Source organism: Sphingobium aromaticiconvertens (assembly GCF_037154075.1).
In the GTDB taxonomy this organism is placed as follows: Bacteria; Pseudomonadota; Alphaproteobacteria; order Sphingomonadales; family Sphingomonadaceae; genus Sphingobium; species Sphingobium aromaticiconvertens.
In genome coordinates, this window is sequence record NZ_JBANRJ010000001.1 from 446,883 (window position 1) to 465,117 (window position 18,235).

At 61.7% G+C, this 18,235-nt stretch carries 24 protein-coding genes; 17 read left to right on the forward strand and 7 right to left on the reverse strand.

The genetic code is table 11. The features are described 5' to 3' along the window. Nucleotides 1–8: 8 nt before the first annotated feature. Together msrB and WFR25_RS02345 are read left to right on the forward strand one after the other, a co-directional pair. Entirely contained in the window at nucleotides 9–422 is a 414-nt protein-coding gene (gene msrB / locus WFR25_RS02340) for a peptide-methionine (R)-S-oxide reductase MsrB (RefSeq protein WP_336968137.1), read from the forward strand. A gap of 76 nt (nucleotides 423–498) precedes the next feature. After that, nucleotides 499–2,571 carry a transglycosylase domain-containing protein gene (locus WFR25_RS02345; RefSeq protein ID WP_336968139.1) on the forward strand — a complete coding sequence of 691 codons (2,073 nt, stop codon included), beginning with the start codon at nucleotides 499–501 and terminating at the stop codon, nucleotides 2,569–2,571. 7 nt (nucleotides 2,572–2,578) lie between these two features. On the opposite strand, the gene WFR25_RS02350 is transcribed toward WFR25_RS02345, so the two are convergent. The 4 genes from WFR25_RS02350 to WFR25_RS02365 all read right to left on the reverse strand — a co-directional run bounded on the left by WFR25_RS02350 (nucleotide 2,579) and on the right by WFR25_RS02365 (nucleotide 5,839). Continuing rightward, nucleotides 2,579–2,881, reverse strand: coding sequence for an alkylphosphonate utilization protein (locus WFR25_RS02350; RefSeq protein ID WP_336968141.1), 303 nt, complete (start codon nucleotides 2,879–2,881; stop codon nucleotides 2,579–2,581). A 309-nt stretch (nucleotides 2,882–3,190) separates the two neighbouring features. Further along, on the reverse strand, nucleotides 3,191–4,576 hold the full coding sequence (gene pgmG, locus WFR25_RS02355) for a phosphoglucomutase/phosphomannomutase PgmG (RefSeq protein ID WP_336968143.1): 1,386 nt from the start codon (nucleotides 4,574–4,576) through the stop codon (nucleotides 3,191–3,193). 22 nt (nucleotides 4,577–4,598) lie between these two features. Beyond that, the gene (locus tag WFR25_RS02360; RefSeq protein WP_336968145.1) at nucleotides 4,599–5,033 is read right to left on the reverse strand and encodes a J domain-containing protein; all 435 of its coding nucleotides are present in this window, start codon (nucleotides 5,031–5,033) and stop codon (nucleotides 4,599–4,601) included. Then, a complete protein-coding gene (locus WFR25_RS02365) occupies nucleotides 5,033–5,839 on the reverse strand; it encodes a division plane positioning ATPase MipZ (protein WP_336968148.1) in 807 nt (268 codons plus the stop codon). Before WFR25_RS02365 ends, WFR25_RS02360 begins: the two co-directional genes overlap by 1 nt. 106 nt (nucleotides 5,840–5,945) lie before the next feature. Here WFR25_RS02365 and panC point away from each other — a divergent pair, with 106 nt between their 5' ends. Beyond that, the gene (gene panC / locus WFR25_RS02370) at nucleotides 5,946–6,797 is read left to right on the forward strand and encodes a pantoate--beta-alanine ligase (protein ID WP_336968150.1); all 852 of its coding nucleotides are present in this window, start codon (nucleotides 5,946–5,948) and stop codon (nucleotides 6,795–6,797) included. Nucleotides 6,798–6,803: 6 nt separating this feature from the next. On the opposite strand, the gene WFR25_RS02375 is transcribed toward panC, so the two are convergent. Further along, the gene (locus WFR25_RS02375; RefSeq protein WP_336968153.1) at nucleotides 6,804–7,244 is read right to left on the reverse strand and encodes a CopD family protein; all 441 of its coding nucleotides are present in this window, start codon (nucleotides 7,242–7,244) and stop codon (nucleotides 6,804–6,806) included. Further along, complete coding sequence (gene hemE, locus WFR25_RS02380) at nucleotides 7,244–8,293, reverse strand: uroporphyrinogen decarboxylase (protein ID WP_336968155.1); 1,050 nt, start codon at nucleotides 8,291–8,293, stop codon at nucleotides 7,244–7,246. Before hemE ends, WFR25_RS02375 begins: the two co-directional genes overlap by 1 nt. A 286-nt stretch (nucleotides 8,294–8,579) precedes the next feature. Between hemE and WFR25_RS02385 the strand changes: the two genes are divergently transcribed. The 11 genes from WFR25_RS02385 (at nucleotide 8,580) to WFR25_RS02435 (ending at nucleotide 15,768) form a co-directional block, all read left to right on the forward strand. Continuing rightward, nucleotides 8,580–9,407, forward strand: coding sequence for a pyruvate, water dikinase regulatory protein (locus WFR25_RS02385; RefSeq protein WP_336968156.1), 828 nt, complete (start codon nucleotides 8,580–8,582; stop codon nucleotides 9,405–9,407). 22 nt (nucleotides 9,408–9,429) lie between these two features. Beyond that, the gene (locus tag WFR25_RS02390; RefSeq protein ID WP_336968158.1) at nucleotides 9,430–10,026 is read left to right on the forward strand and encodes a Maf family protein; all 597 of its coding nucleotides are present in this window, start codon (nucleotides 9,430–9,432) and stop codon (nucleotides 10,024–10,026) included. Beyond that, nucleotides 10,023–10,844 carry a shikimate dehydrogenase gene (aroE, locus tag WFR25_RS02395; protein ID WP_336968160.1) on the forward strand — a complete coding sequence of 274 codons (822 nt, stop codon included), beginning with the start codon at nucleotides 10,023–10,025 and terminating at the stop codon, nucleotides 10,842–10,844. Before WFR25_RS02390 ends, aroE begins: the two co-directional genes overlap by 4 nt. Before the next feature lie 11 nt (nucleotides 10,845–10,855). Beyond that, nucleotides 10,856–11,449, forward strand: coding sequence for a dephospho-CoA kinase (coaE, locus tag WFR25_RS02400; RefSeq protein WP_336968162.1), 594 nt, complete (start codon nucleotides 10,856–10,858; stop codon nucleotides 11,447–11,449). Between the two features lie 27 nt (nucleotides 11,450–11,476). Continuing rightward, nucleotides 11,477–12,178: a DNA polymerase III subunit epsilon gene (gene dnaQ, locus WFR25_RS02405; RefSeq protein ID WP_336968163.1), complete on the forward strand. Its 702-nt coding sequence runs from the start codon at nucleotides 11,477–11,479 to the stop codon at nucleotides 12,176–12,178. Nucleotides 12,179–12,260: 82 nt separating this feature from the next. Continuing rightward, nucleotides 12,261–12,854 carry a ribosome hibernation-promoting factor, HPF/YfiA family gene (hpf, locus tag WFR25_RS02410; protein WP_336968165.1) on the forward strand — a complete coding sequence of 198 codons (594 nt, stop codon included), beginning with the start codon at nucleotides 12,261–12,263 and terminating at the stop codon, nucleotides 12,852–12,854. Nucleotides 12,855–12,994: 140 nt separating this feature from the next. Beyond that, the gene (locus WFR25_RS02415; protein ID WP_336968166.1) at nucleotides 12,995–13,462 is read left to right on the forward strand and encodes a PTS sugar transporter subunit IIA; all 468 of its coding nucleotides are present in this window, start codon (nucleotides 12,995–12,997) and stop codon (nucleotides 13,460–13,462) included. Further along, complete coding sequence (locus WFR25_RS02420; RefSeq protein ID WP_336968168.1) at nucleotides 13,440–13,940, forward strand: PaaI family thioesterase; 501 nt, start codon at nucleotides 13,440–13,442, stop codon at nucleotides 13,938–13,940. Before WFR25_RS02415 ends, WFR25_RS02420 begins: the two co-directional genes overlap by 23 nt. A gap of 1 nt (nucleotide 13,941) precedes the next feature. Further along, a complete protein-coding gene (locus tag WFR25_RS02425) occupies nucleotides 13,942–14,280 on the forward strand; it encodes a DUF1491 family protein (protein ID WP_336968169.1) in 339 nt (112 codons plus the stop codon). 182 nt (nucleotides 14,281–14,462) lie between these two features. Next, nucleotides 14,463–15,143, forward strand: a complete 681-nt coding sequence (locus WFR25_RS02430) for a cell wall hydrolase (protein WP_336968170.1) — start codon at nucleotides 14,463–14,465, stop codon at nucleotides 15,141–15,143. Nucleotides 15,144–15,267: 124 nt separating this feature from the next. Further along, the gene (locus WFR25_RS02435) at nucleotides 15,268–15,768 is read left to right on the forward strand and encodes an MmcB family DNA repair protein (RefSeq protein WP_336968171.1); all 501 of its coding nucleotides are present in this window, start codon (nucleotides 15,268–15,270) and stop codon (nucleotides 15,766–15,768) included. Here WFR25_RS02435 and WFR25_RS02440 read toward each other — a convergent pair. Next, entirely contained in the window at nucleotides 15,765–16,376 is a 612-nt protein-coding gene (locus WFR25_RS02440; RefSeq protein WP_336974620.1) for an ankyrin repeat domain-containing protein, read from the reverse strand. The genes WFR25_RS02435 and WFR25_RS02440 overlap by 4 nt on opposite strands. Before the next feature lie 68 nt (nucleotides 16,377–16,444). Between WFR25_RS02440 and WFR25_RS02445 the strand changes: the two genes are divergently transcribed. From WFR25_RS02445 to WFR25_RS02455, 3 genes are read left to right on the forward strand one after another with little or no spacing between them, the layout of a single operon-like run. Then, nucleotides 16,445–17,098, forward strand: coding sequence for an SCO family protein (locus tag WFR25_RS02445; protein ID WP_336968172.1), 654 nt, complete (start codon nucleotides 16,445–16,447; stop codon nucleotides 17,096–17,098). Then, a complete protein-coding gene (locus tag WFR25_RS02450) occupies nucleotides 17,095–17,520 on the forward strand; it encodes a YcgN family cysteine cluster protein (RefSeq protein ID WP_336974621.1) in 426 nt (141 codons plus the stop codon). Before WFR25_RS02445 ends, WFR25_RS02450 begins: the two co-directional genes overlap by 4 nt. Next, the gene (locus WFR25_RS02455) at nucleotides 17,501–18,217 is read left to right on the forward strand and encodes a M48 family metallopeptidase (RefSeq protein WP_336968174.1); all 717 of its coding nucleotides are present in this window, start codon (nucleotides 17,501–17,503) and stop codon (nucleotides 18,215–18,217) included. Before WFR25_RS02450 ends, WFR25_RS02455 begins: the two co-directional genes overlap by 20 nt. The last annotated feature ends 18 nt before the right edge of the window (nucleotides 18,218–18,235 follow it).

Below are 18,235 nucleotides of genomic sequence, written 5' to 3' on the forward strand. Positions count from 1 at the left end.
TTGCGCCCATGGAAAAGCTGCATCTGACCGACGCGGAGTGGCGCGACAAGCTCTCCCCCGACCAATATCATATCCTGCGCGAAGCGGGGACCGAACGGGCATTTACCGGCAAATATAACAGCAACAAGGCGGATGGCGTCTATTATTGTGCCGGTTGCGGTGCCGAACTGTTCGATGCCGAGGAAAAATATGACAGCGGCTCGGGCTGGCCCAGCTTCACCGCCCCGGTCGAGGATGACGCGGTCGATGAAATCCGGGATTCCAGTCACGGCATGGTGCGGACCGAAGTCCGCTGCGCCAAGTGCGAAAGCCATCTGGGCCACGTTTTCCCCGATGGTCCGGGCGTCAACGGCCTGCGTTATTGCATGAACAGCGCCTCGCTTGACTTCAAGCCGAAGGACGAAGCAGGCGGCGACGCGTAAAAGTCTCCATTCATGCCCTATAAACCCGCGATCCGCTTGTAGCGGCGCGGGTTAGCGCGTATCCGGGCGACGAAATATGGCACGAACTGGCAAGAGCAAGACACCGTCGGGAACGGCGAAGCGATGGCTGATTCGCGGCCTTAAGATCGGGACCGTCGCGGCGCTCGGCGGACTGGTGGCGCTTGTCATCGCTGTGGTCGTGGCGATGCAATCGCTCCCTGACTATGGCTCGCTCAAATCCTCACCCAATGGGCAAATGATCCGCGTCCACGCGGCCGATGGATCGGTGATCGTCTCGATTGGTCCCAGCTTTGGCCGCTGGCTCGATTATCGCGAAATTCCGTCGGTGATGGTCGACGCGATGGTCTCGACCGAGGACCGGCGCTTCTATCACCATCCGGGCATCGACCCGATCGGCATGGCCCGCGCCGCCTGGCTCGCGCTCGAACGGCGGGGCACCGGGCGACGACTACAGGGCGCGTCCACCATCACCCAGCAGGTGACGCGCAACATCTTCCTCAACAACAGCTATAGCTGGGGCCGCAAGGTTCGGGAGATGATCCTGGCGATGGCACTGGAGCGTAAATTCTCCAAGCAGCAGATCCTCGAACTCTATCTCAACAAGGTCTATTTTGGCGGCGGCGCCTACGGCATCGACGCGGCCAGCCGCAAATTCTTCGGCCATCCCGCCGCCAGCCTCAGCCTGCCCGAGGCCGCGATCATCGCCGGACTGGTGAAAGCTCCATCCAGCTATTCCCCGACCGCCGACGCGGAGGCCGCCATCGGCCGCGCGGGCGTGGTGCTGGACCTGATGCGCGAAAATGGCGCGATTACCGCTGCGGAAGAGGCCGCCGCCAATATTCAGGACGTGAAGCTCGCGCCCGAACCGCCACAGAACAGCGTCCGCTATTTCACCGACTGGGCATTGCCCCAGCTTGACCTGCTGATCGACGAGCCGAACGAACCGCTGGAGGTCTATACCACCATCGATCTGCCGATGCAGCGCGCCGCCACCGCCGCGATCCAGGCCAATGTGCCCGGTGGTACGCAGGGTGCACTCGTCAGCCTCGACCGCGATGGCGCCGTTCGGGCAATGGTCGGTGGCCTCGATTATGTGACGTCCAACTATAATCGCGCGACCACGGCGACGCGCCAGCCGGGTTCCGCCTGGAAACTGTTCGTCTATATGGCCGCGCTGGAATCGGGCTATACCCCCGATACCGGCATCACCGATGAGCCGGTCGATATCAACGGTTGGAAACCCCGCAACAGTTCAGGACGCTTTTCGGGCGACATCGACATTCGCACCGCCTTTGCCTATTCGATCAACACCGTTGCGGCCAAGCTGGGCGTGGAGGTCGGCTTCCCGACCGTCGCCGACATGGCCCGGCGCTTTGGCATCTCGACGCCGATCAACACCCATCCCTCGATGGTGCTGGGCACGTCGGACGTGCGGCTGATCGATATGACCCGCGCCTTCGCCTCGGTCGCGCGCAAGGGCGTGGCGGTTGCGCCCTATGGCATTACCAAGGTGACGACTGCCGACGGACGGATGCTCTATCAGCATCAGGACGATACCAGCCGCGTTCTCGTCGCGCCGTGGGTCGCGGCGGGGATGACCGACCTGATGCAGACCGCTATTTCCACCGGCACCGGCAAGGCGGCGCAGATCGGGCGCCCCGTCGCGGGCAAGACCGGCACGACCAGCAGCAACAAGGACGGCTATTTCCTGGGCTTTTCCAGCGGAATCACCACCGGCGTCTGGATGGGCCGCGACGATGCTCGCCCGGTCCGCGTGCTTCAGGGCGGGCGGGCACCAGCTCAGGCCTTCGCTCAATATATGAAGGTCGCTGTCGCCAAGCGCCCCGTGGAAAATTTCGACACCGAAGTCACATTGCCCGAATGGCAGCTCGAACCCGATGAGGAAGCCTATTATGGTGCGCCGGACAACGGCATGATGGTCGATGAGAACGGGATGCCAATCGAGCGAACCCCTTCACCATCCGCCCGCCCGGACGAGGAGGGCAACAACCCGCCGTCTACTGATCATGAAGCACCCGCCCGCATCGACCAGCAATGGATCGACAATGTGCTGGGTCGAAACCGTGACAGCGCGACTCCGCCGCGCAGAACACCGGAGCCGGAATAAGCGGTTCTCAACGCTTGCGGACGAACTCCGCCCGCAGCACCAGTCCCTTGATCCCGTCGAACTTACAGTCGATTTCCTGTGCGTCGCCAGTCAACCGGATCGCTTTGATCACCGTGCCACGCTTCAGCGTCTGCCCGGCGCCCTTGACATCCAGATCCTTGATCAGCGTCACCTGGTCGCCATCCATCAATATATTGCCGACGGAATCACGCACTTCTATCTGTCCGGCGACGGCCTGGCGCGCGGCCAGATCCGCGGCAGGCAGCCATTCGCCGGTTTCCTCGTCATAGACATAATCGTCGTCGGTCATGGAGCTATCCTGTCCCGCAGTGGAGGCCGGTTGCTTAAGCCTATGCCGGGAATCTGGCAATCTCAGCGGATAATATGTCGCATGGATCGATGCAGCACAAAAAAAAGCCGCCCCGAAGGACGGCTTATAAAGTTTTAGGAGAGGATGCCTGAAAGGCCTTATCCTTGTGCAGTGCAACAGGCTCTGTCGCAAATGCGAAACACAGAGGAGCGATTGCATAAATTGCAATCGAAAACCTACATCCAGCATTCCGTAGCGTTAACGAGCCGTCAGACCCCCCTCTCAAAACCGCGCAAAAAAGGAACGTAATCAGAAACCCGCTGTCCCAGGCCGTACTATTCCCGATTCAGCAAGCTGGGAATCGACGGTACGCAGCAACCGGGCCAACCCGTCCTCATCCTTCGCTTCCGCTCGCACGACCAGCATGTCTTGCGTGTTCGATGCCCGCAGCAGCCACCAGCCGTCCCCCGTGTCCACCCGAACGCCATCGATGGTGTTGACCCTCGCATCAGTCATCTTGAGTCGCTCCAGAACCTCGTCCACGATCGCAAACTTGCGCTTCCCATCGACCGCAAACCGCAATTCAGGGGTATCAATCGGTACCGGCATCGCGCTGCGCAACTGCGTCACCGTCCGGCCAACCCGGGTAGCGGCCCGGATCAACCGCACCGCTGCGTAAAGCGCATCATCAAATCCGTAATAGTCCGGCGGTCCAAAATAGAGATGGCCGCTCATTTCGGCCGCCAACGGACTGGCAGATTGCGCCATTCTGGACTTCATCAGGCTGTGCCCGCTTTCGCCCATGATCGGCTCTCCGCCCAGCACGGCGATGCGATCGAACACCATCTGTCCGGCCTTCACATCCGCAATAATCGGCGCGCCGGGCTGGTTTCGCAGCACGGGCTCGGCAAGGATGGCGAGCAGTTGATCCGCCCAGATAGTCCGGCCCAGCCCATCCACCGCGCCGATCCGATCCCCATCCCCGTCAAAGGCCACACCGAAATCGAGCTTCTTGTCGAGGACAAGTGCCTTGAGGTCAGCAAGGTTCGCTTCTTCAGCGGGATCGGGATGATGATGCGGGAAATGACCGTCTATATCGGTGAAGAGCAGATGATGCTCACCGGGGATCAGCTTCACCAGCTTCTCCACCACCGGCCCGGCGGCGCCATTGCCGGCATCCCAGCCGATCCGATAGGCCGCGCCGTCAAATCCCTCAACCAGCCGCGCGGCATAGCGGTCCATGACCGCAACCGCCTTGACCCCACCGGCGCCTTCTTCCCAGTCGCCCGCCGCCGCTTGCCGCGCCAGCCCGACAATAGCCTCGCCAAAAAAAGGGCGATGCTCCAGCACCATCTTGAAGCCATTGTGATCGGCGGGATTATGGCTGCCTGTCACCTGGATAGCGCCATCCACCCCCAGTTCGGCCTCGGCATAATATAGCATCGGCGTTGGCCCCAAGCCGATGCGCACGACATCGACCCCGGATTGGGTGAGGCCCTGCACCAGCGCACCTTCCAGCATCGGTGAACTGAGCCGCCCATCATAACCAACCGCGACCCGCGATCCGCCAGCGCGCACGACCACCGTGCCGAAACCGCGACCCAGCGCATAGGCGTCGGCTTCCCCCAGCGTCTCACCAACGACCCCGCGCACATCATAGGCACGCAAAACAGAGGGGTCGAACAGGTGAGTCATGCAGACATCCTTATGGAAAGGGTCAGGCGCGCTTGTCCCCCGCGCGATTGGCTTCATCAAGCAGCAGGTCACGCGCCGCATTGATCTTGGAAGCCAATGCTTGCGTTCCACCCCTGTCGGGATGAACCGTGGCAATCAACCGTCGATGTGCCGCCCGGATCGCCTGCGCATCCGCATCGGCAGGCAAACCCAACAAGGCGCGTGCCTCACCAACATCCCCCGGTGGGCGTCCCACAGCCTCGCGTCGCGCCTTCCCCTTGCTGTTTTGCAGGGCGAAGAAAAGGGCAGAACCAATGATCGGCAACGCCCCGATCAGCGGCTTGCCCTTCGCCGCCATCACCGCGCCTACCAGCGCGATTCCCAGCGCCAGGCCATCCTTGGCCGTCATCTTCTGCAACCGACCGGTCCAGATCAGCCAGCCAGCCAATGCCAATAGCAAAAGAGCCAGCAATCCCATCAGGCGACGCCCATCGCCTCCGCCGCGATACCACCGGCCAACAGGGGCAGGGCAAGGCCCGCAACCATCTCGCGCAGTTCCTGCCGCGCGGCGATATGGCTGACACCCAGTTCGCCCAGATGCCCCTTGTCCAGCAAGGTAAGCCCCGAGGGGAAGAGTTCGCGGAAGATCACACGCTCCGACAAGCCCGGAATTACCCGGAAACCAACCCGGCGCGACAATTCCATCAACGCGTCGCCCACGCGTTTCTTGTTGCGCGCATCATGGTGCTGGACGCGATTACGCAGCACGACCCAGTCGATCGATACACCATCGGCCTTCGCTCGACTCTTGCGCGCCTCAAAGATCAGTTCGGAATAGAAAGACAGACGGCGCACCTTGAAAGTTTCGCTATCGACCTGTCCGATCAGGTCGAAATCGACAAAACTGTCGTTCATCGGCGTTACCAGCGTATGCGCGCGCGCCGCCATATGGCGGGCAAACGCATCATCACGGCCCGGCGTATCGACAATCAGGAAATCGCGACCTTCGCCGATTGCCGTAGCCTCTTCCTCCAGCGCAGCGACGCTGTCACCCTTCAGCACGGCAAAGTCCGGCATCGGCAGGCTGATCTCCCGCCGCCGTGCGGTTTCGCCGCGATTTTCCATATAGCGCGTGACGGTCCGCTGGCGGGGATCAAGGTCGATCATGCCCACGCTATAGCCCAGAGCGGTCAGCGCAATCGCGGTATGGACAGCGGTCGTCGACTTGCCCGTCCCGCCCTTTTCATTGGCGAAGACGATGATGTGCGGTTGGGCGTTCGCCATTGGACCTTGGTTTCCCCGTAGAGTGTCGCATTGATTCTTGACCGGCGTGCCCTCTGCTGCCTAGCAGGACACCTGATCCATTGCCCTTATCGGAGCCATTCCTTCCGTGCAAACCCTCCGTGACCTGCCCGCCCTTCGTACCGCCCTGCAACAGCTTCGCCGCGATGGGCGCAGCAGCGTGGCGCTCGTCCCCACCATGGGAGCGCTGCATGACGGGCATATGGCGCTGGTCGAGGAGGCAAAGCGCCGTGCTGACCATGTTGTCGTCTCCATCTTCGTCAATCCGAAACAGTTCGGACCGAACGAAGATCTTGACGCCTATCCCCGGCGCGAGGCCAAGGATTCCTCCATGCTCCTCGATCAGGGCGTGGACATAGTGTGGATGCCCACTGTCTCAGTCATGTACCCCGATGACTTCGCTACCAACATCAGCGTCTCGGGCGTGAGCGAGGGACTGGACGGCGCGGCGCGACCCGGCCATTTTGACGGCGTCGCCACGGTCGTCGCCAAACTCTTCAACCAGGTCCGTCCCGATATCGCCCTGTTCGGCGAAAAGGACTTTCAACAGTTGGCCGTCATCCGCCGCATGGTCGCGGACCTCGACATGGACCTGGAGATAGCGGGCATCCCCACCCAGCGCGATGTCGACGGCCTGGCCCTCTCGTCGCGCAATGCCTATTTGACGGATGAGGAACGCCACGCCGCATTAGCGCTGCCCCGCGCGCTGGGCGAAGCCGCGCGACAGATGGAAAAGGGCATAGCTGTGGATGCCGCGCTCGCAAAGGCAATCGGAATGCTCACAGCGCACGGCTTCGATCCCGTCGATTATGTGACGCTGTGCGACGCCATCACGCTGGAACCGATGCACTGTCTCGACCGGCCCGCCCGGCTGCTCGCTGCCGCCCGCATGGGAAAGACCCGCCTGATCGACAATATCGCGGTCGATCCTGCCTCCTGATCGCCCCTAAAAGGGCTTCACGATCACCAATATGACAATCAGCGCTACCGCGATCCCCGGCACCTCATTCAGCAGGCGCAACTGCTTGTCCCGCAAGGGACGCTCGCCCCGCGCCAGCTTCTTCGCATAACCCGACATCCAGCCGTGATAGCCTGATAGTGCGAAGACGAGCAGAAATTTCAGGTGAAACCAGCCAAAATGCCAGGCACCGATCTCCACCATCAGCATCAGGCCGAATAACCATACCAGAATCAGCGACGGGTTCAGGATGATCCTGAGTAGTTTGGATTCGCGTTCGATCCATTTGGCGTCTTCGGGCGATCCGGGCACCGTCTCCTGATGATAGACGAAGAAACGCGGCAGCATGAACAGCCCCGCCATCAGGAAGATGACGAAGATGAGGTGCGCGGCCTTCACCCACAGATAGGCAGCTCCCAGATAAGGCATCAGCGATCCTTTCCACGGACATGGTCGAGCAGGGCAGCCACATGGTCGATCGGCGTGTCAGGCAAAATGCCATGCCCCAGATTGAAGATATAGGGCCGGTCAACGAAGGCCGCACGGATATTATCCACCGCGCGGACCACCGCATCACCACCGGCAATCAACGCCAGCGGATCCAGATTGCCCTGCACTGGCAACCCCTTGGGCAAGACCGCATTGGCCCAGTGCGGATCGACCGTTTCATCCAGCCCGACCGCATCGACCTTCGTACCGCGCGCATAATCAGGCAGCTTCGCCCCCGCCCCCTTGGGAAACCCGATCACGGAAACATCAGGATGGATCGCCTTTACCCGCTCGACAATCCGGGCATTGGGTTCGATCACCCAGCGATCGAACTCCAGCGGCGCAAGACTTCCGGCCCAACTGTCGAACAGTTGGACCGCATCCACCCCGGCGTCGATCTGCCCACATAGATAGGTGACAGTCGCCTCGACGATCGCGTCGATGATGGCGGCGAAACGGGCAGGGTCGCCATAGGCCAGACGCCGGGCCGCGCCCTGATCCTTGCTGCCCTGGCCCGCGACCATATAGGTTGCGACCGTCCAGGGGCTGCCTGCAAAACCCAGGAAGGTCACATTGGGGTCCAACGCTGCCCTGACCCGCCTGACGGTCTCATACACCGCCTCATAGCGGCTAAAATCGGGTTTCAGTGCTTCCAGCGGGGTCTCCGCCAGGATCGGCGCCAGCCGCGGCCCTTCGCCGGTCTCGAACCACAGATCCTGCCCCATTGCATAAGGTACGATCAAAATGTCCGAAAACAGGATCGCACCGTCAAAGCCAAAGCGCCGCAATGGCTGGAGAGTCACCTCCGCGGCGGCCTCGCTGTCATAGACCAGTTCCAGGAATCCGCCCTTGTCGGCTCGCAGCGCGCGATATTCAGGCAAATAGCGCCCGGCCTGTCGCATGAGCCAGACAGGGGGCACATCCTTTCGTTCGCCACGCAGGACAGAGAGCAAAGACGTGTCGCGCAACGGGGCCTCGGGTCCGGTCATATATACTCTTATATAAAGGAATCTTAGATTGATGATGATAGATGGGGCGTTGGCAGCGGGGTTTATGCCCTGTGCCCCGATTTGCCAACAGCTTGACTCTGAAGAGCGCAGCTTTTGGGTTCGAGTCAGTCAAATTGCCCACGCTATCCACAGGTTGTGGATGGAATGAAGCGCCTGTTGGGGGCCTGTGGACAAATATCCTGCTATCGTGGAACGGTCGGAAGGCTCGATTTTCTCCCCCATTCGTCCCTTGCTTTATCCACAGCCTGCTAACAGAGATATGCAGGTGACGCGCATCCATCTCCATCTTCTGTCTGACTCCACCGGTGAAACGCTGGAAAATGTAGCCAAGGCCGCGATAGGCCTGTTCGAAAATGTGGAGGCGGTGCGGCATTTCTGGCCGATGGTCCGCTCCGACGTCCATCTCGACCGGATCATGGAAGAGATATCCATCAACCCCGGCCTTGTCCTTTTCACCCTGACCAACCATCAACTGCGTCGGCGGCTGGAGGGGCGATGCCGGGCGCTGGGGCTGCCCCATGTTGCCGCGCTCGACAGCGTAACGGATGCACTCTCCAACATATTGGGTCAGGAGACCCGCAACCGCCCCGGTCGCAAACATATTCTCGACGAAGCCTATTTCGCCCGGATCGAGGCGATCCAGTTCACCATTGCCCATGATGATGGCGTGGGTCATGAAAATTGGGAAGAGGCCGACATAGTGCTCGCCGGCGTCTCGCGCGCGTCCAAGACGCCGACCTCCATCTATCTCGCCAATCGCGGATACAAGACCGCGAACATCCCGCTGGTCCCCGAATCTCCGCCGCCACAGACGCTCTATACGCTCAAGCACCCGATGGTCGTGGGCCTGACCGTCAGTCCGGAACGGCTGATCCAGATTCGCCGCAACCGTTTGCTTTCGCTGAATCAAGCCCCCGAAACGGCCTATGTCGATCTTGAAAAGGTTCAGGCCGAACTGGCCTTCGCCCGTCGGTTGTTCGCCGATAATGGCTGGCCGGTGATCGATATGACCCGCCGCTCGATCGAGGAAGCGGCTGCGGCGATCATCAACCTGTTCAACGACCGGCTTCTGGCGGATACGACCAGCGAATGACGCTCTTCTTCGGAGACGAATATTGACTATCGTTCTGGCTTCCCAAAGCGCCAGCCGCCGCGCGTTGCTCACCGCCGCGCAGGTGCCGTTCGAGGCGTTATCTCCCGGCGTCGATGAAGAGGCCGCCAAGGAAGCGCTGCGCGCCGATGGTCTCGACGCGCGCGGCCTTGCCGACGCACTGGCAGAGTTGAAAGCGCTGCGTGTTTCGCGCCGCGTACCCGGCGCCCTCGTGCTCGGGTGCGACCAGACCCTCAGCCTTGATGACGGTAGCATGATCGACAAGGCGATCGATCGTGCCGATGCTGAACGGATTCTGGGATTGCTTTCTGGCCGGGTCCACCATCTTCACAGCGCGGCCGTCATCACCCTCAACGGGGAACCGATCTGGCGGCATATCGAACGTGTGCGAATGACGGTCCGTCCCTTGTCCGACGCCTTCATCAGCACCTATCTGGATGGCGATTGGGACGCGTGCCGCTGGTGCGTCGGCTGCTACCGGATCGAGGGGCCGGGCGCGCAATTGTTCAGCAAGATCGAGGGGAGTCAGTTCGCGATTCAGGGCTTGCCGCTCTTGCCCCTGCTTGACTTCCTGCGGATTCGCGGCGTTTTGGTGGCATGACGGACAAACTTCCCTATGCCGAGGTGATCGGTGACCCGATCGCACACAGCAAATCGCCGCTGATCCATAATTTCTGGCTCCAGGCGCTCGGCATAGAGGCTGAATATCGCAAGACCCATGTCACGCCGGAGGGGCTGGCCGCCTATTTCCTGACGCGTCGGGCCGATCCCGACTGGCTGGGCTGCAATGTCACCATCCCGCACAAGATCGCGGTGATGGACTATGCCGATGATCCGGGCGATGTGCGCGATCGTATCGGCGCAATGAACACCATCGCCTGTGAAACCGGCGGCCCGCTGGTCGGCACCAATACCGATTCGGGCGGCTTTCTCCAGCCGCTGATGCGCGACAAGTGGCAGGGGAAGAGTGCGGTCCTGATCGGTGCGGGCGGCGCGGCACGGGCAATCCTGTTCGCGCTGGCCAGCTATGGCGTCCCCAATATCACGGTGATGGCGCGCGACGCGGCCAAGGCGCAGGCGCTGCTCGATCGGGCGGGGGTGAAGGGGAATATCCTTTCGCTGACCGATCCGCTCCCGACCGCCGACCTCCTCGTCAACAGCAGTCCACTGGGCATGACCGGGCAATCGCCGCTGGACCTCGATCTTTCGCCGCTGTCGGCGACAGCCACTGTCTATGACATCGTTTATGCGCCGCTCGAAACCGGATTGCTGGCTGCTGCGCAGGCGCGGGGCCTGGCGACGATTGATGGCCTCGACATGCTGATCGGGCAGGCCGCGCTCGCCTTTGATATATTTTTCGACGCGCAGGCGCCGCGAGAGCGGGACGAGGAATTGCGCGCGCTGCTGACCGCAGTCTGAAAGCGGCAGACATGAAGATTTACGGTCTCACCGGCTCGATCGGTATGGGTAAGTCTGCCGTTGCCACGATGCTGCGACGGGAAGGCGTGCCTGTCTTCGATGCGGATGCGGAAGTGCATCACCTTCAGGGGCCGGGCGGTAGCTTGCTTGCCGCGATCGAAGCGCGCTTTCCCGGCACGACAGGCGCGAACGGCGTTGATCGCGCGAAGCTGGGCGCTACCGTATTCGGCGATCCCGCTGAATTGAAAGCGCTGGAGGCGATCGTCCATCCGGCGGTACGCGCTGCCCGCGCCCGATTTTTGCGCCATAACCGATCGCGCGCCGTCGTCGTCCTCGATATTCCGCTGTTGTTCGAGTCCGGAGGGCAGCGACGGCTGGCCGGCGTGATCGTCGTATCTGCCCCGGCATGGAAACAGCGCAGGCGCGTTTTGGCGCGGCCGGGCATGACGGCAGAAAAATTCCGCCGAATCCTGCATTTGCAGACTCCGGACGCTGAAAAACGTCGTCGGGCGGACTATATCATCAACACCGGCACCACCATTGCGTCCACTCGGGCGCAGGTTCATGCCCTGGTTGCTTGCCTTGTGCGCAAAGCAGGCAGATAAGAGAAAGACAGAGTCGGTTCGAGGGCAATGCGCGAAATCATATTCGACACCGAAACCACGGGATTCGACCCCGCATCCGGCGACCGCATGGTCGAAATCGGCTGCATCGAACTTATCAACCGCGTGCCTTCGGGCCGCACCTTCCACGCCTATTATAATCCCCAGCGCGACATGCCTTCCGCGGCAGAGGCCGTGCATGGCCTGTCCATCACGTTCCTGAAGGACAAGCCACTTTTCGAGCATGGCGCACAGGAACTGCTCGACTTTCTGGAGGACAGCATGTTGGTCGCGCACAATGCGCGCTTCGACTTCGGCTTCCTTAATCATGAATTGAAGCGGTGCAGCAGGGCTGAGATATCGCTCGATCGCATGATCGACACGGTGGCCATGGCACGCACGCTCCATCCAGGCGCCAAGCATAGTCTCGACGCGCTATGCACGCGCTATGGCATCGACCGCAGCCATCGCGTCAAGCATGGCGCGTTGCTCGACGCCGAATTGCTCGCGCAACTCTACATCGAATTGCGAGGAGGGCGTCAGATCGGCCTGTCTCTCGCACAGGAGGAAGCAGACAAGGCATATCGGGTGGAACCGGCGCAAGACGCCGCCGTTCGCCCTGTTCGTCCCGCGCGGGTTTTCATGGCCAGCGCGGAGGAGTTGGAGAGGCATGCAGTGTTCGTCGCGACGCTCGACAAGCCGCTCTGGCTCGATGGGTCACACCCCGGCTGACAACCGGAGCGGGACCTCCCGAAATCCGGGCTGTGCTGGACCTTTGGTTCCGCCCATCCCGGCAAGAATAAGGAGAAGGCATATGGATATTCGTGTTTCCGGGCATCAGGTCGATACGGGTGACGCGCTCAAGGAGCATGTCTGGACGCGACTTGAAGCGATGGCCGAGAAATATTTTTCGCGCGCCATCTCTGCTCAGGCGACGTTCCGGCCCGCGCCGCACGGGGCCTTCCACTGCGATATCGTTTGTCATGTAATGACCGGCCTGATCCTGAAAGGCGCGGGCGAGGCGCAGGACGCGCACCTTGCCTTCGACAAGGCGGCCGACAAGATTGAAAAGCAGCTGCGCCGATACACTCGCCGCCTGAAGGACAGGCATCTCCAGGCGGTGGCGGCAGAGGCTGTGCGCGTCAACGGCTTCAGCGTCGATGATATTGATGGCGCGGGCTATACCGTCTTTGCAAACGCACAGGAGGAAGAGGAAGCGGAGGATGCGCCTTTGATCGTTGCGGAAACCCGCGTCGATATTCCGCAAGCCAGCGTATCGGACGCGGTGATGATGTTGGATCTGCGCAACACCAACGCGCTGCTGTTCGTCAATGCCGGCACATCGGCCTATAATATGGTCTATCGTCGTCATGACGGGACGATCGGCTGGGTCGAACCGCGGGTCTGATCCCATGCCGACATAACACCAGGGGCCGCCTGTTGACCTGCCGGGGCAGGCGGCCTATTGCGCCGGACTTTAAGATTCCGCGCGCCGTGCCATTTCCTGTGACAGAGGGAGAATGAGAGGCCCGGCCATCCGAGTTGGACATGATGCATTTCCACGATATTGTTTTGCCTGCCGCAGCGGCTACAGAGCTGGCGGCCAACGGCAAGAAGGCACTTTTTCAGAAGCTGAGTGATCTGGCGGCCACCGCCTATGGGCTGGACAGCGGTCAGGTGTTCGAGGCGCTGACCGAACGCGAGCGATTGGGGTCGACCGGATTTGGCGGCGGCGTCGCTATCCCCCATGCAAAGATAGAGGGGCTGGAGAAGATGTGCGGCATCGTCGTACTGCTCAACCCCGCGATCGAGTTCGACGCGGTGGACGATGCCCCGGTCGATGTCGTCTTCGCGCTCCTCTCACCGCTCGACAGCGGCGCCGAACATCTCAAGACATTGGCGCGGGTGTCCCGCTATCTGCGGGACGAAGCACAGATCAGCCGTCTGCGCGGAGCAGGCTCGACCGAAGCCCTCTACGCCCTTCTGGGTGGCAATGAGGCGCGTGACGCAGCCTGAGGGCATCGTCGCGCCCAGCGGCGAGGCCGCGCACTTTCGTGCGCTGGAGCAGCTTTATCGTTCAGCGCCGATCAACCGGATGTTCCAGTCTGAACTGTCAATTCCGTCCGCTGGACTGTCGGTGATTGATTTCGACGTCGATGAATCGGCGTTTCACGCGGCTGGCGCGGTCCACGGCACTGTCTATTTCAAGATGCTCGACGATGCGGCCTTCTACGCTGCCAACAGCCTGGTCAGCGATCGCTTTCTGTTGACCACCGCTTTCAACCTCCTCTTTACCCGTCCGATCGGGCCGGGCCGAATCAGGGCCGAAGGTCGCTGGATCAGCGGCAAACGCCGCGTCTATGTGGCCGAAGCCAGCCTGATCGATTCGGATGGCGAAGAGGTTGGGCGTGGAACCGGCACCTTCATGCGTTCCCAGTTCCCGCTCTCGTCGCTCCCGGGATATGCGGGCGCGGCTGCGGAGCAAAAACGCTGAAATGACCGATGGACGGCTGACCAGCGCCATGCTGGCGGGCGCCCTGATCCGCCGGACGCAGGGCGCGGGGGGCTTTGCCATGGTGCTGGTGAAGGGCGATCCGATAAGCGGTGTCATTCTGGTGCAGGCGCTTGAAAAGGGAGAGGAAATAGGTCTGTTCGAACGAGTTTCGGACTATGCGGGCGGCTATCGGTTAACCGCATGCGGTCCGGCGGCCGACTCCGAACCCGGCGCCATGACGGCCTATATCGAGCGTCGCCGCCGTTCCGATCCCGATCTGTGGGTCATAGAACTCGATATCGTAGATGCCGAACGGTTCGCCGCTGAAACGATCTGCTGATCGTTGACAGGATGGAACGGTCCCACCATAGGCTCCCCCACGCTTAACGCGCAGGTTGTCGGATCAGTCCAAGGGGGTCTCGGTTCGGTAAACACGCAGACGGGGGGCGGCCAGACGTCTGGATAAGAAGTGAGTTAAAACCCGAACGTCGTCGGCCAAGAACCGCACGAACCAGAGTAATAATGAGTTTCCGTTTGAAAGCCGCGACATTCGCGGCGCTTGCCCTGTCCGCCATTGCTGCGGTCACGGCCACTGATATGTCGAGCGCTGCCAGCGCCAACCTATCTGCGACGACGATGTCGTCCACCGGTACGCTTCCGGTAGAAACCCTTAAGGGACTGAATGTTCCTTCGACGCCCGGGCAGCAGCCCGCGGTCGTCTTCTCGGCGCCCCGCGAAGTGGTGCAGTCGACTCAATCCAACATCACCGATCCTGATGCCGCCGTCGAAGCGACGAGCCTGGCTGCCCTTGTCGATGCCCATGGCGACGCTGAGGATGTGGACGGTGACATGCGCTGCCTTGCCGGCGCGGTCTATTTCGAATCCAAGGGTGAAAGCCTGGAAGGCCAGTTGGCTGTTGCGCGCGTGGTTATCAATCGCGCCAAGTCCGGCCGCTTCGCCAACAGCCTTTGCGGTGTCGTCTATCAGCGTGGCCAGTTCAGCTTCGTGCGCGGTAATGACATGCCGCCGATCCGCACGGCTGGCGAATCGTGGCGTGAAGCCGTCGCCATCGCCCAGATCGCGATGAACGATAGCTGGGATAGCCGGGCGGAGGGTGCGCTTTTCTTCCATGCTCGCCGCGTCGCGCCGGGCTGGGGCAAGCCCAGGCTCGCGTCGATCGACAATCATATTTTCTATCGCTGATCGTGTTTCCGTCCTGTTTTCGCATCCTGTGATGCTTCGGGACTGATCGCTTGCAAAGATCCGATACGGCCAGAGGCTGCGTCGGGTCTTTTCATTTGTTCCCTTCCTGTTCTATATCATCCCGATGATCACAGAGTCTGCAGCACATTGTTCACCCCTGACCGATGGCACCGCGTTGGCGGTGGCGCGTGGAACGCTCCGGCTTTTCTTTCGCCATGACATGACCGGCATGTTGGAAGTGCCGCTGCCCAATGGGCGGCGCGCGGATATCATGGCGATCGACGCGGCTGGACGGCTCACCATTGTCGAAATCAAATGCTCGCGCGCCGACCTGCTGGGCGATGCTAAATGGCCCGACTATTTTGACTATTGCGACCGTTTTTTCTGGGCAGTTCCAGCGGGCTTCGATCTCTCACCCTTTGAAGGGGAAGCGCTGTGGCCGACGCGCACGGGATTGATCGTCGCCGATCAATATGATGCGGAACTGGTGCGGCCAGCCCCTGTCGAGCCGCTCGCCGCAGCCCGGCGCAAGGCCGAAACGCTACGCTTCGCTCGCCGGGCTGCGCGACGTCTCACCCTGTTGGCTGACCCGGATCATGTCCGGGATGACAGCTGGCAGGCTTAAAAAACCGGGCCTTGCACTGGCCCCTTGGGTGTGGCTGGCTTGGCAGCGTCCAGCGCTTCCAATAGGCCGGGGGTTCGCGAATCGCGTTTGCCATAGTCGCGGGCGGACATGCCCGCGATGCTGTCGCGCTTGTCGACATTCGCGCCATTGGTGACGAGCAGGCGCACCAGTCCGACATCGCGTAGCTGGACGGCGCGGATCAGCGGGGTTTCGCCACTGTCGTTGCTTTTGTCGACCTGTGCGCCCCGTGCGATGAGGGATTGCACGGCATCCTCAAACCGAACCTGCACAGCATCCATCAATGGGGTGTTGCCGTCATTGTCGGCCAGGTTGGGATTGGCGCCCTTTGCCAGCAGGAAATTGACCCAGGTCGAATCGCGGCGGGCGACCACGATGTGCAGCGCATTTTCGCCTGTCGTGACGTCCCGACTGTTGATAACCGTCGATCCCGGCTTTTCGAGCAGTTTCGTCGCCTTGTCCCCATCGCGATCCTTGACCGCTTTCAGAAAATTATAATTGTCGGAAAACTGCGCCAGCGCGACCGTAGGAGAGAGCGCGGCGAGCGCCAGCAGCGCACCCAGAAGCTTGATCATCCATCCCGCCCGCATCCCCTGTGCGCGTCGTCCTGTCATCATGTCCGCCCTGTTCATATTTGCAAAAAAGCCCTTAGCAGGGCATGGCTGGCTACGCCATGAACAAAGCGCTGATTTCCGCCACACTTTGCGCCCTGACGCTGCTCTCCGCCTGCAATATGGGGGCTGGCGGCAACGCATCAAGCGGCTCTGACAGTATCCAGGGTGAACTGACCGGCGCACGCATCGGTGCGCCCTTCACCCTGACCGATCAGGACGGTAGATCCGTCCGCTGGCAGGATTTCGACGGCAAATATCGCCTCGTCTATTTCGGCTATACTTATTGCCCTGACGTTTGCCCGGTCGATCTCCAGCGAATAACGCAGGCTTTTGCCCGGTTCGAGAAGGCAGAACCTGCGCTCGCGGCGAAGGTCCAGCCGATCTTCATCAGTGTCGATCCTGAGCGCGACACGCCTGCGGTACTCAAAACCTATGTCGCCGCCTTCCACCCGCGCCTCATCGGCTTGACCGGCACGTCCGACCAGATCGCGAAGGTAGCCAAGGATTTCGTCGTCATTTACGGCAAGGAGAAGAGCGAGGGCGCAAGCGACTATCTGGTCAGCCACAGCCGTACTCCCTATCTCTTCGGAACGAAGGGCGAGCCAATCGCGCTGGTGCCGGTGGATGATCCCTCGACGCCAGAGGATGACGGCGCGCCGGACAAGGTGCTGGCGGCTTTGCAAAAATGGGTGAAGTGAATTTCTGGGAAAAACCGCTCGACCAGCTGGACCGCGCCCAGTGGGAGGCGCTGTGCGACGGCTGTGGCAAATGTTGCCTGCACAAGGCGGAGGATGAGGACACAGGCCGCATCTATCCCACCAACGTCGCCTGCCGCCTGCTCGATCGGGTGAGCGGCCAGTGCACCAACTACCGCCATCGTCGCCAGTTCGTGCCCGACTGCGTGCGCCTGACGCCCAAGCTGGTTGACGAAATCGGCTGGCTGCCACGGACCTGCGCCTATCGTCTGCGTGGCGAAGGGAAGCCGCTGCCCGACTGGCATTATCTGATCAGTGGCGATCGCGAAGCGGTGCATCGCGCGGGGGAATCGGTGCGCGGCTGGACCGTGGCGGAGGTGGATGCAGGGGATCTGGAAAACCATCTTGTCGATCGGGACATCTGAAACACCCTCAATATTGGTCGATGGCGTCGCGGTCCCCGTGCGTGTGCGCCGCTCGGCCCGCGCCCGCAGCTATCGCCTGACCCTCGACAGCAAGGATGGAGGGCTGCGCCTCTCGCTCCCCACCCGCGCTAACCTCAAGCGCGCGCTTGGCTGGGCGCAGGACCATGAAGACTGGGTCCGTCAACAGATATCGACCCGCCCGGATGGCGTATCCTTGGCAGACGGTGCGCTGTTCGCGCTGGAGGGACATGAGATCCAGATCGTCTGGCAATCCGGCACGACCCGCCGCATTCGATTGGAGGAGGGGCAGCTGATCGTCGGCGGTCCGGCCGAGTCCGTGGAACAACGCGTGCTGCGCTGGCTCAAGGCGCGTGCAAAGGCCGTGCTGGAAACCGAAACGCGCGCTCTGGCGGCGGCGCATGGGCTGACCGTGGCGTCGGTGGGCGTGGGCGACACGCGATCGCGCTGGGGCAGCTGCACGTCGAGGGGCGCCATCCGCTATAGCTGGCGCTTGATCCTGGCGCCGCCTTTCGTCCGTCGATCGACCGTCGCCCATGAACTGGCGCACCTTATCCACATGGACCACAGCCCCGCCTTCCATGCTGCCCACGCCCGGATATTGGGCAGCGATCCGAAGCCTGCGCGGGCCTGGCTGAAGGCGCATGGCGCCGGGTTGCACCGGATTGGCGCGGGTTAGCGCGGATCATAGCTTCCG

Bases quoted from the DNA above. Each gene is read 5' to 3' on its own strand.
- WFR25_RS02365 (WP_336968148.1), bottom strand. From the start codon at position 5,839: ATGGCGAACGCCCAACCGCACATCATCGTCTTCGCCAATGAAAAGGGC.
- WFR25_RS02430 (WP_336968170.1), top strand. From the start codon at position 14,463: ATGAGTTTCCGTTTGAAAGCCGCGACATTCGCGGCGCTTGCCCTGTCC.
- WFR25_RS02350 (WP_336968141.1), bottom strand. From the start codon at position 2,881: ATGACCGACGACGATTATGTCTATGACGAGGAAACCGGCGAATGGCTG.
- msrB (WP_336968137.1), top strand. From the start codon at position 9: ATGGAAAAGCTGCATCTGACCGACGCGGAGTGGCGCGACAAGCTCTCC.
- coaE (WP_336968162.1), top strand. From the start codon at position 10,856: ATGAAGATTTACGGTCTCACCGGCTCGATCGGTATGGGTAAGTCTGCC.
- WFR25_RS02440 (WP_336974620.1), bottom strand. From the start codon at position 16,376: ATGCGGGCGGGATGGATGATCAAGCTTCTGGGTGCGCTGCTGGCGCTC.
- WFR25_RS02445 (WP_336968172.1), top strand. From the start codon at position 16,445: ATGGCTGGCTACGCCATGAACAAAGCGCTGATTTCCGCCACACTTTGC.
- WFR25_RS02375 (WP_336968153.1), bottom strand. From the start codon at position 7,244: ATGCCTTATCTGGGAGCTGCCTATCTGTGGGTGAAGGCCGCGCACCTC.
- WFR25_RS02345 (WP_336968139.1), top strand. From the start codon at position 499: ATGGCACGAACTGGCAAGAGCAAGACACCGTCGGGAACGGCGAAGCGA.
- pgmG (WP_336968143.1), bottom strand. From the start codon at position 4,576: ATGACTCACCTGTTCGACCCCTCTGTTTTGCGTGCCTATGATGTGCGC.
- WFR25_RS02435 (WP_336968171.1), top strand. From the start codon at position 15,268: ATGATCACAGAGTCTGCAGCACATTGTTCACCCCTGACCGATGGCACC.
- WFR25_RS02360 (WP_336968145.1), bottom strand. From the start codon at position 5,033: ATGGGATTGCTGGCTCTTTTGCTATTGGCATTGGCTGGCTGGCTGATC.
- hpf (WP_336968165.1), top strand. From the start codon at position 12,261: ATGGATATTCGTGTTTCCGGGCATCAGGTCGATACGGGTGACGCGCTC.
- WFR25_RS02415 (WP_336968166.1), top strand. From the start codon at position 12,995: ATGATGCATTTCCACGATATTGTTTTGCCTGCCGCAGCGGCTACAGAG.
- WFR25_RS02425 (WP_336968169.1), top strand. From the start codon at position 13,942: ATGACCGATGGACGGCTGACCAGCGCCATGCTGGCGGGCGCCCTGATC.
- dnaQ (WP_336968163.1), top strand. From the start codon at position 11,477: ATGCGCGAAATCATATTCGACACCGAAACCACGGGATTCGACCCCGCA.
- hemE (WP_336968155.1), bottom strand. From the start codon at position 8,293: ATGACCGGACCCGAGGCCCCGTTGCGCGACACGTCTTTGCTCTCTGTC.
- WFR25_RS02420 (WP_336968168.1), top strand. From the start codon at position 13,440: ATGAGGCGCGTGACGCAGCCTGAGGGCATCGTCGCGCCCAGCGGCGAG.
- aroE (WP_336968160.1), top strand. From the start codon at position 10,023: ATGACGGACAAACTTCCCTATGCCGAGGTGATCGGTGACCCGATCGCA.